The sequence below is a fragment of the Pseudomonas sp. GM84 genome, from assembly GCF_000282535.1.
Lineage (GTDB): Bacteria > Pseudomonadota > Gammaproteobacteria > Pseudomonadales > Pseudomonadaceae > Aquipseudomonas.
Genome location: NZ_AKJC01000089.1, coordinates 43040 through 57530 on the forward strand (window position 1 = coordinate 43040; position 14491 = coordinate 57530).

Sequence of the window (14491 nt, forward strand, 5' to 3'; positions counted from 1 at the left end):
CGGCCCGTTGGCCGGCTTTTTCGAGGAGCGTTGGTTCATGAAGATTCGTCTGCCTCTGTTGGCACTGGCACTGGCCCTTGGCCTGAGCAGCCCGCTGGTGCATGCGCAGATGTTGCAACCCGGCCTGTGGGAGCTCACTACCAGCAATATGCAGGTCGATGGCAAGCCGTTGCCTGACATGCAGTTCATGCTGGGGCAACTGAAGAACTTGCCACCCGAGCAACGGGCAATGATGGAAGGGGTACTGGCCAAGCAAGGCATCACGGTCGGGGGTAATGGCGTGCGCTCGTGTCTGACACCGGAGCAGGTGCAGACCAACGATATTCCGTTGCAGGATCCGAAGTCTGGCTGCACGCAGAAAATAACCGACCGAACCGGGAATGTCTGGAAGTTCGAGTTCAGCTGCCCCAAGGCCCAGGGTACCGGCCAGGCAACCTTCCTGAGCGACAAGGAATTCACCACGCAGGTCAGCGGTAACTTCAATGCTTCCGGTGTGCAGCAACAGGGCAGCATGAATACCCGGGCCGTCTGGCTCGGCAGTGATTGTGGAACCGTCAAACCCCGCAGCTGATCTCTACCATTGCCACTGGCTGCTGGCGACTGCGTCGTGGGCATGCAGGCTTTCTGCATGTTCCACGCGCAGGGTGAAGCCTGTGGTCCAGGTCAGTGCCCGCAGCGCTCGATGAAGGCGTCGGGCCGCATCTTCGCAGAACATCAGATTCTGTCCATTGGCCAAGGCGAAGGCCTGTTCGTCTGCGCGTTTCACGGCCGTCTGAACGGCGGTACCCAGGCTAGCTTCAATAGTGTCGATCAACTCGGTTACCGATAAAGCATCCAGGTTGTCCCGCAGGCGTAACTTGATGCTGGCCTGGCTCCGTTGGCTGTGCGGCGTCGCCACTATGCCTTGGCTACTGCCCAGCCATGTCAGCACTGCATCTCGATTCAATTCATCCTCCTTAAAATCTTGCTCGAACTGGCGCTGAATCAACTGCCGTGCCAATGCTGCAGAGCAAGGGCAGGTGGAGGAATAAGGCACACGCACGGATAGTTCCACGTGGAACATTTCGTTTTCGAGCTTGGCATCCACACTCACCTGATAACGCTTCCAGCCGGCCAAAGGGCTGACCAGTGCTGGCCGTTTCAGTAGATGCTCGAAGTTCAGTCGCAAATGGGCCGCTGTAGAAAGCCCCTCATGGCTGGCGAGAAACGCCTCCAGCAAGCGACGCAGGACAAGAGGCGTCAGGGCTTGATTTTCCAGACGCTCCAGCGCCAGGTAGAGCCTGGACATATGAATGCCCCGCGATTTGCCTTCTATCAAGTTGACCCCGGCATCGGCCATAGCCGCCACTTGGCGTCCTTCAACCTGAATGGGCAGGGCGATTGCGCACATGCCGACCCAGTCCAGAGGCGTGGCGTGCAGCTGTGATTGTGCGGCGATGTCGGGAAGCGTCAGGCTGTTCATGGCAATACCAGGCAATGGGCTGTTTAGCAGCATCTTCGAAACCCTTCCGACGAATACGGCTTGGCGAAATTGTATTGTTACTTTATAACATTATGCAATGCATCGTTCGAATGCGCCCGTCTGAAGAGGTCTCGCCATGCCCAATCGTCTTCCCGTCACTGTGCTTTCCGGTTTCCTCGGCGCCGGCAAGAGCACCTTGCTCAACCATGTGCTGCGTAACCGTGACCATCTGCGGGTCGCGGTGATCGTCAACGACATGAGTGAAATCAACATCGATGCCAGTGAGGTTCAGCGCAACGTCAGCCTGAACCGTGCCGAGGAAAAACTGGTGGAGATGAGCAATGGCTGCATCTGCTGCACCCTGCGTGAGGACTTGCTGGAAGAGGTGGCGCGTTTGGCTGGAGAAGGCCGCTTCGATTACTTGCTGATCGAGTCCACCGGCATCGCCGAACCGTTGCCAGTCGCCGAGACCTTCACGTTCCGCGACGAGCAGGGTCGTAGCCTGTCCGACCTGGCGCGCCTGGATACCATGGTGACAGTGGTCGATGGGGTGAATTTCCTGCGCGACTATCAGGCAGCCGACAGCCTGGCGAGCCGTGGAGAAACCCTGGGTGACGACGATGAGCGCTCGATCAGCGACTTGCTGATCGAGCAGGTCGAGTTCGCTGATGTGCTGCTGCTGAGCAAGATCGACCTCATCAGCCGCCACGAGCGTGAAGAGCTCACGGCCATTTTACGTAGCCTCAATGCGCGAGCTCAGATCGTGCCGATGGTGATGGGCCAGGTGCCGCTGGGGCGGATTCTCGACACTGGGTTGTTCGACTTCGAGCAGGCTGCGCAGGCGCCAGGCTGGTTGCAGGAATTGCGCGGAGAGCATGTGCCGGAAACCGAGGAGTACGGCATCGCGGCGAACACCTGGGCAGCACGCAGGCCCCTGCACCCACAACGCTTCTTCGATTTCATCCACAGCGAATGGCAGAACGGCCGGCTGCTGCGTTCGAAAGGTTTCTTCTGGTTGGCAAGCAAATACCAGGAGGCCGGCAGTTGGTCACAGGCGGGCGGCATGATGCGCCATGGCCTGGCCGGCCGCTGGTGGCGATTCGTGCCGCGTGAGCAGTGGCCGCAGGATGAACAAGCCAAGGCGGAGATCCTCAGGCACTGGACTGGCGAGAGCGGTGATTGCCGTCAGGAGCTGGTGTTCATCGGGCAAGATATCCACTTCGAAAAGTTATCCACAGAGCTGGATGCGTGCCTGCTTAGCGATGATGAGATGGCGTTGGGCCCGAAGGGCTGGCTACGTATGGCGGATCCGTTCGGGCCATGGTAAGGCGGCAGCCTGTGGGTATGTGGATATGTATAAGCCGAGCCTTGACTGGCTGGCGTGACGGGGCATAGTGGGGACAAATCCGCCCCGAAAGTGATCGCATGCTGCAGAACATCCCCACCCACGTCATCGCCGGCCCCCTGGGGGCTGGCAAGACCAGCCTGATTCGGCAGCTGATGGCTCAACGCCCGGCGGCCGAGCGTTGGGCGGTGTTGGTCAATGAGTTCGGCCAGATCGGCCTCGATGCGGCACTGCTGGCCCATGACCAGGATGGTATTGCAATCGCCGAGGTGGCGGGGGGATGCCTGTGCTGCGTGAACGGTATGCCGTTTCAGGTCGGCTTGGGTCGGCTGCTGCGAAAGGCGCGTCCTGATCGCTTGTTCATCGAACCTTCAGGGCTTGGGCACCCCTTGCAACTGCTCGATCAGCTGAGCCGTGCTCCTTGGCTTGGAGTGCTTTCAGTGCAGCCACTGGTCATGGTCGTGGATGCCCAGGCGCTGGCGCGAGGGGAGCCCCTTTGCGAGGCTCAACAACAGACATTGGACGCTGCTGCACGGGTCGTATTGAACAAAAGCGAGGCTGTTGATGAAAAATGTAAGCTGTTGATAAGTAAGGAAATTTCTAAAAATAGGGGGTTGTGGACAAATCACGGACGGATCGCTTTTCAGCAACTTCCAATTTCATCCACAGGGGAAATTAGTCCTGTTTCTGTTGATAACCTCGCTGTGGATATAGATATCCCCAGCAGGCCGACAGGCGGTTTGTGGACAGATCCCAGCGTGCCAATCTGTTCAGCTCAGAACGGGGAGGGAGGTTGGAGCATCGGGTGGCGCTGGCATCCATCACAGCGTTTTGATGCACAGCGTCTGGGTGGCTTCCTCGAAGCTTGGGCATGGCGCCGGGCCAAAGGTGTTATCCACAGCCTAGAAGGTTGGCAATCGTTCAATGGCCTGAATGGCACCCTGCCGGATTGGCAGTCCAGTGAATGGCGCCGTGACACCCGCATCGAGCTGATCTTCGATCAACCGCAGCCCCAACTAGCCCTCCAGCAGGCACTGGATGAATGCCGGGTTTGCTGATCATTTGCTCCAGCGATTGTGCTCCTGGCGCCACTGCTGCATTTCGATCACGTTATCGGCCCGGGGCGGCGTCTTGATCTCGAACGGGTAGGGCGCCAGTTCGATCTGCACGCTGTGGGCACCGAACTGGGTCACCGTACCGGGGTGGCGTTGTTCGCCGGTTACGGTGAACTCGAAGGCATACACACGTGCCAGGCGCTTGCGGCCATTGGCGTCGCGAATGAAGGCGATGCGCTTGAGCGCGACGGCATCGTCGAGCAGTTCCAGGTCCAGTTTGGCGCAGTGTTGCTTGACCCGCTCCAGGGCTTTCTCGCGCAGCCCATGGTTGTGCCATAACCAGGCGCCAGCCGTGGCCACCAGCATCAGGACGAAGAGATTCTCCAGGGTCAACATTTGCGTATGCTCCAAACAGGTCGAACCAGCTTAACTGCGTCTCTGGCCTGTCGTACAGGTGGCAATCGAGTTCATACTGCGCAACGCACAATCCTTGAAACAGATTTGGAAACCTTGCGCATGAAACGTACCCCGCACCTGCTCGCCATCCAGTCCCATGTGGTGTTCGGCCACGCCGGAAACAGCGCCGCGGTGTTTCCCATGCAGCGTATCGGGGTCAACGTCTGGCCGCTCAATACCGTGCAATTCTCCAATCACACTCAGTATGGCCAGTGGGCGGGCGAAGTGCTTGCGCCAGCGCAAATTCCTGCGCTGGTGGAAGGTATTTCCAATATTGGCGAACTTGGCCATTGCGATGCCGTGCTGTCCGGCTATCTGGGCAGCGCCGAACAGGGCCGGGCGATCCTGGCCGGGGTAGCGCGGATCAAGGCCGTGAACCCGAAGGCGCTGTACCTGTGCGATCCCGTCATGGGCCACCCGGAGAAGGGCTGTATCGTTCCCCAGGAAGTCAGCGAGTTCCTGCTCGAAGAGGCGGCGGCACAGGCTGACATCCTCTGCCCCAACCAGCTGGAACTGGACAGCTTCTGCGGCCGACGTGCGCAATCCCTGGAGGATTGCGTCAGCATGGCGCGCAGCCTGCTCGAGCGTGGCCCGCAAGTCGTGCTGGTAAAGCACCTGGCCTATCCGGGACGGGAGCAGGACATGTTCGAGATGTTGCTGGTGACCCGCGACCAGAGCTGGCACCTGCGCCGCCCGCTGCTGGCGTTTCCGCGTCAGCCCGTGGGGGTGGGCGACCTGACCTCGGGCTTGTTCCTGGCGCGCGTGCTGCTGGGCGACAGCTGGCAACAGGCATTCGAATTCACTGCGGCGGCGGTGCATGAGGTGCTTCTGGAAACCCAGGCCTGCGCCAGCTACGAACTGCAGCTGGTGCGGGCCCAGGATCGCATCGCCCATCCGCGTGTGCGCTTCGAGGCGCAGCGCCTGGCGTATTAAATCGAATCGGTTTTCAGGTCCTGATAGCGCTTTTCCAGTTCTTGACGGATCTGGCGGCGCTGTTGGCCCTGAAGGAAGCGGCGCTTTTCTTCGCTCGATTGTGGCTGGAGCGCAGGGACCGGCACTGGGCGGCGATTGTCGTCGACCGCGACCATGGTGAAGAAGCAGCTGTTGGAGTGGCGCACCGAGCGTTCGCGAATGTTCTCGGTGACCACCTTGATGCCCACTTCCATGGAGGTGTTGCCGGTGTAGTTGACCGAGGCCAAGAAGGTTACCAGCTCGCCGACATGTACCGGCTCGCGGAAGATCACTTGGTCGACCGACAGGGTGACTACATAGCTGCCCGCATAACGGCTGGCGCACGCATAGGCCACTTCGTCGAGGTACTTGAGCAAGGTGCCGCCATGTACGTTGCCAGAAAAGTTGGCCTTGTCCGGGGTCATCAGGACGGTCATGCTCAGCTGGGCGTTTCCAGGTTCCATAGTGTGCTCACGGTGAGGTTGCGCTGAATCGGGCCAATCGGGGTCGTTATCTGCTGACACTTCTGTTTCCCCTTTTGAAATTTGCCTTCTGGTACGGGACGATGGCTGACGCGCCATGGTCACGCCGATCACGCCATCGCAGGCCGCTAACCAGCCGATCTGTTTCTACATATTGCGCCGGCATTTTGCGGCGGGGTGCGATGTTAACCTGACTACGCCCATGCAACATGGGCTTTCCTGCATTCAATACAGTATGTACTTGCTGCTCGCTCGGGTTTGCCTGGCAGAGGAGCGGTCTGCCTGGTCATCCAGATAATGGGCATCGAGAAAGGAGAATCGCGCCATGCATGCCATCAGCTTCATCCAGGACTTGGCAGTGATCATGCTGGTCGCCGGGGTGGTGACGATCCTCTTCCATCGCTTCAAGCAGCCTGTTGTATTGGGCTACATCGTCGCCGGTTTCATCATCGGCCCTCATACTCCGCCGTTCGGCCTGATTCACGACGAAGACACGATCAAGACCCTGGCCGAGCTGGGCGTGATCTTCCTGATGTTCTGTCTGGGGCTTGAGTTCAGCCTGCGCAAGCTGTTCAAGGTGGGGGCCACGGCGTTCATTGCGGCGTTCCTGGAAATCGTCCTGATGATCTGGATCGGCTTCGAGATCGGCCGCTGGTTCGGTTGGAACACCATGGATTCGCTGTTCCTGGGCGCCATTCTGGCCATTTCCTCGACCACCATCATCGTCAAGGCGCTCAACGACCTGAAGATGAAGAACGAGCGTTTTGCCCAGCTGATCTTTGGCGTGCTGATCGTCGAGGACATTCTTGGTATCGGCATCATTGCCTTGCTTTCGGGCATCGCGGTCAGCGGATCGGTCAGCTCCGGGGAAGTGTTCTCCACCGTGGGCAAGCTGTCGCTGTTCATGATCGTCGCGCTGGTCATCGGCATTCTGCTGGTGCCGCGGCTGCTGGCCTATGTGGCAAAGTTCGAGAGCAACGAGATGTTGCTGATTACCGTACTGGGCCTGTGTTTTGGTTTCTGCCTGCTGGTGGTCAAGCTTGAGTACAGCATGGTACTGGGCGCTTTCCTGATCGGTGCGATCATGGCCGAGTCGCGTCAGCTATTGAAGATCGAGCAGTTGATCGAGCCGGTGCGCGATCTGTTCAGCGCCATTTTCTTCGTCGCCATTGGTTTGATGATCGACCCGCAGGTGCTGCTCGATTATGCCTGGCCGATCGTGGTCATTACCCTGGCGGTGGTGCTGGGCAAGATGCTCTCCTGCGGCATGGGCGCCTTCATCGCCGGTAACGACGGGCGAACTTCGTTGCGTGTGGGCATGGGGCTGTCACAGATTGGCGAATTTTCATTCATCATCGCGGCATTGGGCATGACCCTGCAGGTGACCAGCGACTTCCTCTATCCGGTCGCCGTGGCGGTTTCGGCCATCACCACGCTGCTGACGCCGTACCTGATCCGCGCCGCCGACCCGCTGTCCCTGAAGCTCGGCAAGGTGATGCCGAGCCGGCTTTCGCGGGTTCTATCGCTCTATGGTGAGTGGCTGCGCAGCATTCAACCGCAAGGTGAAAGTGCCATGTTGGCCGCGATGATCCGACGCATCCTGTTGCAGGTCGGGGTCAACCTGGCACTGGTGATCGCGATCTTCTTCAGCGGCGGCTATTTCGCTGGCCGTATCGGCGATTGGCTGAATGAATGGGTCAGTGATGTGAGCCAGCAGAAGGCGGTGATCTGGGGGGCGGCGCTGTTGCTGTCGCTGCCGTTCCTGATTGCGGCGTACCGCAAGCTCAAGGCGCTGTCGATGCTGTTGGCGGAAATGGGGGTCAAGCCGGAAATGGCGGGTCGTCATACTCAGCGTGTGCGCCGCGTGGTCGCCGAAGTGATTCCACTGTTGTCGCTGCTGGTGATATTCCTGCTGCTGTCGGCCCTGTCCGCAAGCATCCTGCCGACCAACGAGCTGTTGCTGATCATTGCGGTTGTGGCGGCGGTGGTGGTGGCACTGCTGTGGCGCTGGTTCATCCGCGTGCATTCGCGTATGCAGATCGCCTTGCTGGAGACGCTGGAAAACAGCCGCGACCATACCCACTGAGGGCATGCCCTCTGCGCGAGATTTCATCGAAGTCCGAGGGGATGGAGCGGTAGCGATGTCGCCAGGCGCAGAAAGCCTGGCGATTCTACGAGAGCTGGTGGCTTGTGGCCATCACTTTCTGCGGTTGGTTCTCAATCAGCTTTCCAGCCAGACATCCCGCGCCCAGTGCCACACCGATTCCCAGCTTTCTTCGCCGACCTCTTCTGCGTCGCCTTCCCACAGCACCACGGTGCCATCTTCCTCGACGCAGTAGTAGTTGTCGCCGTCCTGGCACAACGGAATCAGCTCACGCGAAACACCGGCGTCCCAGGCATTGGCCGCCACGTCGGGCAGGTAGGTGTGCGATTGCGGGTCGGTAACGGTCACCGGCTCCAGCGTGCCGTACACCACATCACTGACGGTCAACAGGAACTCTTTGAACACGAACGGAATGTTGATGAACAGCTGTTCCTCGATTTCAACCAGTTGGTCTTCGTCGGGAAGCTCCAGCGGCACCGGTACGGGTTCATTGGCTTCACGGAGTTGTTCGATCACTTCTTCCACGGTTCATATCCTCTAACCTTGATGACAACGCTGCGCGTTATACCCTAGTAGGCCGCTCTGGCAAAAGCAAAAACCCCGGGACAGGCCCGGGGTTTTTTGTGCAAACGTGCGACGGTTAACCGTTCTGACGGATACCGGCGACCAGCCAGGGCTGGTTCTCGCCCTTGGCGCGAACCATGTGCCAGCTTTCGCTGAAGGCTTCACCCTGGTCGAAGCGCGAGGTCTTCGACAGGCCACGGAAGGTCAGGGTAGCGTCGGTACGGTCCGAGCGATCGTCGACGCCGTCCAGTTGCACATCGAGGTTATCGATGTAGGTGGACTGGAAGCCGTCACCCAGGTCAGCGCGCTCGCGCTTGAGGAACTCGAGCATTTGCGGCGTGACGAACTCGGCGATCTTGTCCATCTCGTTGGCATCCCAGTGCTGCTGCAGCGACTGGAAGTGGTTGCGAGCGGCAGCCAGGAAGCTCTGCTCGTTGAACCAGGCCGGGGCGTTGATCACCGGAGCAGCTGCAGCGGCAGGTGCAGCCGAACCACCGAAGACCGACGGCTGGGCAGGCTGTGCATGGGCTTCACGCTGGAACGGCGCATGGCCTGGTGCGGCCATTTGCGGCTGCTGCTGGCGGCGGCGCGCGGCGATGAAGCGGAACACCAGGAAGGCAATGAGCGCGACGATCAGGAAGTCCATGATCTGGAAGCCCTCGAAGCCGTCACCCATGAACATGGACGCCAGCAGGCCACCGGCGGCGAGGCCGGCCAGTGGACCCAGCCAGCGCGAAGCACCGCTGGCGGCGGCCGGTGCGCGGCCTGGAGCGGTCGGCGCGGCTGCAGGCGTGGTTGGCGTGGCCTGGCGGGTCTGGTGGATAGGCGCGGAGCCCGAGCTCTTGCCGCCGCCGAAGCGCTTGGCGTTGGCGTCCAGGCTCAGCGTCAGGCCGACGCAGAGCGCCAGTGCGATGCTAAGAAAACGTTGCATAAGTGGGATATCCCCTGTTGTGGATTGCACGCGCGTCATGGTGCACAGGTTCCCGGGCACATGACCAGCGACATAATGTTTCGAGCTTTTGCCTGGATGTTACAAGCCTGGCTGAGCCGGCCCCTGAGGGAGCCGGCTTGCCAGTGATAGCGGCATTGAAGGCTTCAAATGGCTTCGAGCTTGGCATACCCCAGCATCAACCACTTGCTGCCTTCGGCAAAGTTCACCTGCACCCGTGCCTGGGCGCCGGAACCTTCGAAGTTGAGGATAACCCCTTCACCGAATACCGAATGCTGCACGCGCTGGCCGAGATTGAACGCGGTCTGCGGAATGCTGGCGTTGGCGAACAGGCTGCTCGTGTTGCTTTGCGAGCCCCCGAACGGGCGGCTGACGCTATTGGACAAACGCACTTCCTGAACCAGGCCCGACGGAATCTCCCGTACGAAACGTGACACCTTGTTGTAGGTCTCGCTTCCATAAAGGCGGCGCGTTTCGGCATAGGTCATGATCAGCTGGCGCATGGCGCGGGTGATGCCCACATATGCCAGGCGGCGTTCCTCTTCCAGACGGCCGGGCTCTTCCAGGCTCATCTTGTGCGGGAACAGGCCTTCTTCCATGCCCACCAGGAACACGTAGGGGAACTCCAGGCCCTTGGCACTGTGCAGGGTCATCAGCTGGATGCTGTCTTCGTGCTCGTCGGCCTGGGTGTCGCCCGCTTCCAGCGAGGCGTGGCCGAGGAAAGTCGACAGCGGCGAAAGCTCGGCGTCGTCTTCGCTGGCCTCGAAGTTGCGCGCGGCGCTGACCAGTTCCTCAAGGTTTTCTACCCGTGCCTGACCCTTTTCGCCTTTTTCTTCCTGGTGGTAGATGATCAGCCCGGACTGCTCGATGACCGTTTGGGTCATCGTGTGCAGAGGCATGTCGGCGACCTTGCCGGCCAGGCTCTCGATCAATTCGATGAAGGCACCCAAGGCACTGGCTGCACGGCCTTTGAGTGCCTTGGCAGCAATCAGCTGACACATGGCTTGCCACATCGACAGCTGGCTGTGGCGGGCATGTTCGCGGATGGCCTCGACGGTTTTCTCGCCAATGCCGCGGGGTGGTACGTTGATCACCCGCTCCAGCGCTGCATCGTTGCCGCGGCCTTCGAGCAGGCGCAGGTAGGCCATGGCGTTCTTGATTTCGGCGCGTTCGAAGAAGCGCTGGCCGCCGTAGATGCGGTAGGGAACGCGTTCGCGCAGCAGGGCCTCTTCCAGCACCCGCGACTGGGCGTTGGAGCGGTAGAGGATGGCGATGTCGCTGCGTGCGTTGCCGCCTTTGATCAGGCTCTCGATGGTCTCCACCACATAACGTGCTTCGTCGTGCTCGTTATAGGCGGCGTACAGCGTCAGCGGCTCGCCTTCGCCCAGATCGGTCCACAGCTCTTTGCCCAGGCGCCCGCTGTTGTTGGCGATCAGGGCGTTGGCGGCCTTGAGGATGCCACTGGTGGAGCGGTAGTTCTGCTCCAGACGGATCATTTCGGCGTCGGGGAAGTCGGCGGTGTACTGGTGGATGTTTTCGATCTTGGCACCGCGCCAGCCGTAGATCGACTGGTCGTCGTCGCCTACGGCCATCAGGCTGTCGCCCCCGCCCGCGAGCAAACGCAGCCACGCGTATTGCACGGCGTTGGTGTCCTGGAATTCGTCCACCAGCACATGGCGGAAGCGCCGCTGGTAGTGCTTGAGCAGGTCGGGGTGATCGCGCCAGAGGTCCAGGGCACGCAGCAGCAGTTCGGAGAAGTCGATGACGCCGGCGCGTTCACAGGCCTGTTCATAGGCACTGTAGACGTCGCGCATGGTCATCAGGAACAGGTCGCCGCTGGCCTGGATATGCTGTGGTCGCAGCCCCTCGTCCTTTTGCCCGTTGATGAACCACTGCGCCTGGCGCGCAGGCCATTTCTGCTCGTCCAGGCCGAGCTCGCGCATCACCCGCTTGATCAGCCGCTGCTGGTCATCGCTGTCGAGGATCTGGAAGTTCTGGACCAGGCGGGCTTCCTGCCAGTGCGCTCGCAGCAGGCGGTGCGCCAGGCCGTGGAAGGTGCCGACCCACATGCCCGCCGGGTTGATACCCAGCAGCTGTTCGATCCGCTGGCGCATCTCTGCTGCCGCCTTGTTGGTGAAGGTCACCGACAGGATCGAATGCGGCGAGGCCTGCTCGACCTGGATCAGCCAGGCGATGCGGTGCACCAGCACGCGGGTTTTACCGGAACCGGCGCCCGCAAGCACCAGCTGACGACCGAGCTTGGCCGCGACGGCCTGGCGTTGGGCATCGTTGAGGGAATTGAGCAGGAGGGAGAGGTCATCTGTGTGCATCCGGCCATTCTAGGGGGAGGCCGGTTACGGGGCAAACACCTACTGTATAAATATTCACCTTCAGGCACTGTCGCTCATCGGTTTCTTGCAACGCGCCCTACCAGATCAACACCTGATGTCGATCTGGCATGGCCAGCCATCAGTTGACGGCTACGTGGTGCCCGATTTCACCCATTTTTCATTGCTGCAAAGGGGGGCACTGGAATCGGGCACGCTTTCAGCTATACCAGTGCCTGCCGTGCCCGGCCAACAGGCTATTGGCCTGCTCGGGGCCATTGCTGCCGGCTGCATACTGGCGGGGAGGCTGGAAGTGTTCGTCCCATCCTTTGATGATGGCGTCGATCCAGGCCCAGGCGGCTTCCACTTCATCGCGTCGCATGAACAGGGTCGAGTCCCCTTCCAGAACATCCAGCAACAGGCGCTCGTAGGCTTCCCAGCGACGTGTCTGGCTGAATACCTGGGCCAGGTTGAGGTCGAGGTCCACCGGTTCCAGGCGCATGCCTTTGCCGGGGCTCTTGGTCATCATGCGCAGGCTGATGCGTTCGTCCGGCTGCAGCTGGATCAGCAACTGGTTGACCTGGCCACCACTGAACAGCTCATGGGGCACGGGTTTGAACTGTATGACGATCTGAGAGGATCGGCGCGCCATGCGCTTGCCGGTGCGCAGGTAGAAGGGCACGCCGGCCCAGCGCCAGTTGTCGATATGCGCCTGCACGGCGATGAAGGTTTCGGTGTCGCTGTCGTTGTCCACGTCCTTTTCGAAGTAGTAGGCCGGCACTTCCTGACCACCGATGTGGCCGGCGCCATATTGGCCTCGTACGGTCTTGTCCTGCACGTCCTGGCCGTTTATCGGCTTCAGTGCGCGCAGAATCTTCACCTTTTCGTCGCGCACGGCCTCGGCTTCGAACTGCGCAGGAGGCTCCATGGCCACCAGGCACAACAGCTGCAGCAAGTGATTCTGCAGCATGTCGCGGGTCGCGCCGGCTCGGTCGTAGTAGCCGCCGCGGTTTTCTACGCCCAGCGTTTCACAGACGCTGATCTGTACATGGTCGACCTGCCCATTGCGCCATACCGGTTCGAGAAAGGCATTGGCGAAGCGCAGGGCCATGAGGTTCTGCACGGTTTCCTTGCCCAGGTAGTGGTCGATGCGAAATACCTGGCGCTCCTCGAACACCGTGCCGATCGCTTCGTTGATGGCAATGGCCGATTCCAGTGAGTGGCCGATGGGTTTTTCCAGCACGATGCGGGCTTCGCTGTCGGCAAGCCCAGCGATGCGCAGGTGCTTGGCGATGGGCACGAACAGGTTGGGGGCGGTGGCCAGGTAATAGATGCGGGTGAGCCCGCCGGGCTCGCCGAGGTAGCGTGCCAGGCGGCCGAAGTCGGCGCTCTGCGACGCGTCCATGGGGAAGTAGTCGAGGCGTGCGGAAAAACGCCGCCACACATCTTCTTCGAAGTCATTGCGGGCGACCTGAGCCCGGCAATGGCGTTCGGCGAGCTTGAGGTACTCGTCGCGCGAAAAATTGCGTCGGGCCAGGGCAATGATGCGCACGGCAATGTTCAGACGCTCCTCGCGATAAAGGTGATAGAGCGCCGGCAGCAGCTTGTGCAGGGCCAGGTCACCGGTGCCGCCGAACACCAGAATGTCGCAAGGAATAGTCAAACCACCACTCTCCACGTTCGTTTAACTGGGCGGGTTGACGTCCATGTAGTATAACTACAAGAAAGCTACATCCCGGCCAGCCGATCATAACCGAGTCCAGCCCGTGAATCTGTTGCAACATATCGCCCAATCGCGCCACCTGCTGCGCAAATCGGAACTCAAAGTCGCGGACCATGTGCTGCTGGACCCGGCTGCCGTCATGCACAGCTCCATGGCCGACCTGGCGCACAGCGTGGGCATCAGCGAGCCGACCATCGTGCGCTTTTGCCGGGCGATCGGTTGCTCGGGCTTCCAGGACCTCAAGCTCAAGCTGGCGCAGAGCCTGGCGGCGGGCGCCAGCTTTGGTCAGTTCGCCATTCACGAAGACGACTCGGTCGCTGACTACAGCCTGAAGATTTTCGACACGACCCTGCACACCCTGATGGAAGTGCGTGAGCAGCTTGACCCGCACGCGTTGCAGCAGGCCGTGAGCGCCATGGCTCAGGCCCAGCGTGTGGAGTTCTACGGCTTTGGCGCGTCAGGTGCGGTGGCCGCCGATGCTCAGCACAAGTTCTTCCGCCTGCTGCTCAACGCTGCCGCCTATTCCGACCCGCACATGCAGGCGATGTCGGCGGTAACCCTGAAGCCGGGTGACGTGGCCGTGTGCATTTCCCAGTCGGGGCGCTCCAAGGATTTGCTGATCACTGCCAACCTGGTGCGTGAGAGCGGCGCCAACCTGATCACCCTGTGCCCGAGCCAGACGCCGCTGGCGGAACTGTCGACCGTCAACCTGGCGATCGATGTGCACGAAGACACCGAAATCTACACCCCGTTGACCTCCCGTATCGCCCACCTGGTGGTGATCGACGTGTTGGCCATGGGCGTCGCCATGGCGCGCGGGCCGAGCCTGGTCAATCACCTCAAGAGCGTGAAACGCAGCTTGCGCAGCCTGCGCCTGTCGCCAAAATCGATCAAGGCGATGGATGACTGAAGGCATCCGGCCTGACCCACCGGTGCACTACATGCCTTGAAGTCCCTGGTTTCCCCTGTGGGAGCAACTGTCTTGCTCAACTTCTGAAAGTTGACGCGATTCCTGTGGGAGCGGGCTTGCCCCGCGAAGCAGGCAATTCGGCGTATGGCACCGGCTTCGCCGG

The 14491-nt window shown here is 60.7% G+C and carries 13 protein-coding genes; 6 read left to right on the forward strand and 7 right to left on the reverse strand.

Going from position 1 to position 14491, the window contains the following annotated elements:
• Positions 1-37 precede the first annotated feature (37 nt).
• Complete coding sequence (locus PMI38_RS07310) at positions 38-571, forward strand: DUF3617 domain-containing protein (protein ID WP_008092257.1); 534 nt, start codon at positions 38-40, stop codon at positions 569-571.
• Positions 572-574: 3 nt separating this feature from the next.
• Here PMI38_RS07310 and folE2 read toward each other — a convergent pair whose 3' ends face one another.
• Positions 575-1462 carry a GTP cyclohydrolase FolE2 gene (gene folE2, locus PMI38_RS07315; protein ID WP_043273201.1) on the reverse strand — a complete coding sequence of 296 codons (888 nt, stop codon included), beginning with the start codon at positions 1460-1462 and terminating at the stop codon, positions 575-577.
• A gap of 136 nt (positions 1463-1598) precedes the next feature.
• On the opposite strand from folE2, the gene zigA reads away from it, so the two are divergent.
• Together zigA and PMI38_RS07325 are read left to right on the forward strand one after the other, a co-directional pair.
• Positions 1599-2789 (forward strand): zinc metallochaperone GTPase ZigA, encoded by a 1191-nt coding sequence (zigA, locus tag PMI38_RS07320; RefSeq protein WP_008092259.1) that lies wholly within the window; start codon positions 1599-1601, stop codon positions 2787-2789.
• Positions 2790-2887: 98 nt separating this feature from the next.
• On the forward strand, positions 2888-3865 hold the full coding sequence (locus PMI38_RS07325) for a CobW family GTP-binding protein (protein ID WP_008092260.1): 978 nt from the start codon (positions 2888-2890) through the stop codon (positions 3863-3865).
• On the opposite strand, the gene PMI38_RS07330 is transcribed toward PMI38_RS07325, so the two are convergent.
• Positions 3866-4258: a DUF3301 domain-containing protein gene (locus PMI38_RS07330; RefSeq protein WP_008092261.1), complete on the reverse strand. Its 393-nt coding sequence runs from the start codon at positions 4256-4258 to the stop codon at positions 3866-3868.
• 120 nt (positions 4259-4378) lie between these two features.
• On the opposite strand from PMI38_RS07330, the gene pdxY reads away from it, so the two are divergent.
• Positions 4379-5251: a pyridoxal kinase PdxY gene (gene pdxY, locus PMI38_RS07335; RefSeq protein WP_008092262.1), complete on the forward strand. Its 873-nt coding sequence runs from the start codon at positions 4379-4381 to the stop codon at positions 5249-5251.
• Here pdxY and PMI38_RS07340 read toward each other — a convergent pair.
• Positions 5248-5733 carry an acyl-CoA thioesterase gene (locus PMI38_RS07340; protein WP_008092263.1) on the reverse strand — a complete coding sequence of 162 codons (486 nt, stop codon included), beginning with the start codon at positions 5731-5733 and terminating at the stop codon, positions 5248-5250. The two genes, pdxY and PMI38_RS07340, sit on opposite strands and share 4 nt — an antisense overlap.
• A gap of 343 nt (positions 5734-6076) precedes the next feature.
• Here PMI38_RS07340 and PMI38_RS07345 point away from each other — a divergent pair, with 343 nt between their 5' ends.
• Entirely contained in the window at positions 6077-7837 is a 1761-nt protein-coding gene (locus PMI38_RS07345) for a cation:proton antiporter (protein WP_008092264.1), read from the forward strand.
• A gap of 135 nt (positions 7838-7972) precedes the next feature.
• On the opposite strand, the gene PMI38_RS07350 is transcribed toward PMI38_RS07345, so the two are convergent.
• The 4 genes from PMI38_RS07350 to zwf form a co-directional block, all read right to left on the reverse strand.
• A complete protein-coding gene (locus PMI38_RS07350) occupies positions 7973-8380 on the reverse strand; it encodes an SMI1/KNR4 family protein (protein ID WP_008092265.1) in 408 nt (135 codons plus the stop codon).
• Positions 8381-8495: 115 nt separating this feature from the next.
• Complete coding sequence (locus tag PMI38_RS07355; protein ID WP_008092267.1) at positions 8496-9350, reverse strand: Tim44 domain-containing protein; 855 nt, start codon at positions 9348-9350, stop codon at positions 8496-8498.
• A gap of 164 nt (positions 9351-9514) precedes the next feature.
• Positions 9515-11698 carry a DNA helicase II gene (uvrD, locus tag PMI38_RS07360; RefSeq protein WP_008092272.1) on the reverse strand — a complete coding sequence of 728 codons (2184 nt, stop codon included), beginning with the start codon at positions 11696-11698 and terminating at the stop codon, positions 9515-9517.
• 217 nt (positions 11699-11915) lie between these two features.
• Positions 11916-13358: a glucose-6-phosphate dehydrogenase gene (gene zwf, locus PMI38_RS07365; RefSeq protein ID WP_008092281.1), complete on the reverse strand. Its 1443-nt coding sequence runs from the start codon at positions 13356-13358 to the stop codon at positions 11916-11918.
• Positions 13359-13461: 103 nt separating this feature from the next.
• Between zwf and hexR the strand changes: the two genes are divergently transcribed.
• On the forward strand, positions 13462-14328 hold the full coding sequence (gene hexR / locus PMI38_RS07370) for a transcriptional regulator HexR (protein ID WP_008092286.1): 867 nt from the start codon (positions 13462-13464) through the stop codon (positions 14326-14328).
• Positions 14329-14491 lie beyond the last annotated feature (163 nt).

Bases quoted from the DNA above. Each gene is read 5' to 3' on its own strand.
- PMI38_RS07330 (WP_008092261.1), bottom strand. From the start codon at position 4,258: ATGTTGACCCTGGAGAATCTCTTCGTCCTGATGCTGGTGGCCACGGCT.
- PMI38_RS07325 (WP_008092260.1), top strand. From the start codon at position 2,888: ATGCTGCAGAACATCCCCACCCACGTCATCGCCGGCCCCCTGGGGGCT.
- pdxY (WP_008092262.1), top strand. From the start codon at position 4,379: ATGAAACGTACCCCGCACCTGCTCGCCATCCAGTCCCATGTGGTGTTC.
- PMI38_RS07345 (WP_008092264.1), top strand. From the start codon at position 6,077: ATGCATGCCATCAGCTTCATCCAGGACTTGGCAGTGATCATGCTGGTC.
- PMI38_RS07340 (WP_008092263.1), bottom strand. From the start codon at position 5,733: ATGGAACCTGGAAACGCCCAGCTGAGCATGACCGTCCTGATGACCCCG.
- zigA (WP_008092259.1), top strand. From the start codon at position 1,599: ATGCCCAATCGTCTTCCCGTCACTGTGCTTTCCGGTTTCCTCGGCGCC.
- uvrD (WP_008092272.1), bottom strand. From the start codon at position 11,698: ATGCACACAGATGACCTCTCCCTCCTGCTCAATTCCCTCAACGATGCC.
- PMI38_RS07310 (WP_008092257.1), top strand. From the start codon at position 38: ATGAAGATTCGTCTGCCTCTGTTGGCACTGGCACTGGCCCTTGGCCTG.
- PMI38_RS07355 (WP_008092267.1), bottom strand. From the start codon at position 9,350: ATGCAACGTTTTCTTAGCATCGCACTGGCGCTCTGCGTCGGCCTGACG.
- folE2 (WP_043273201.1), bottom strand. From the start codon at position 1,462: ATGAACAGCCTGACGCTTCCCGACATCGCCGCACAATCACAGCTGCAC.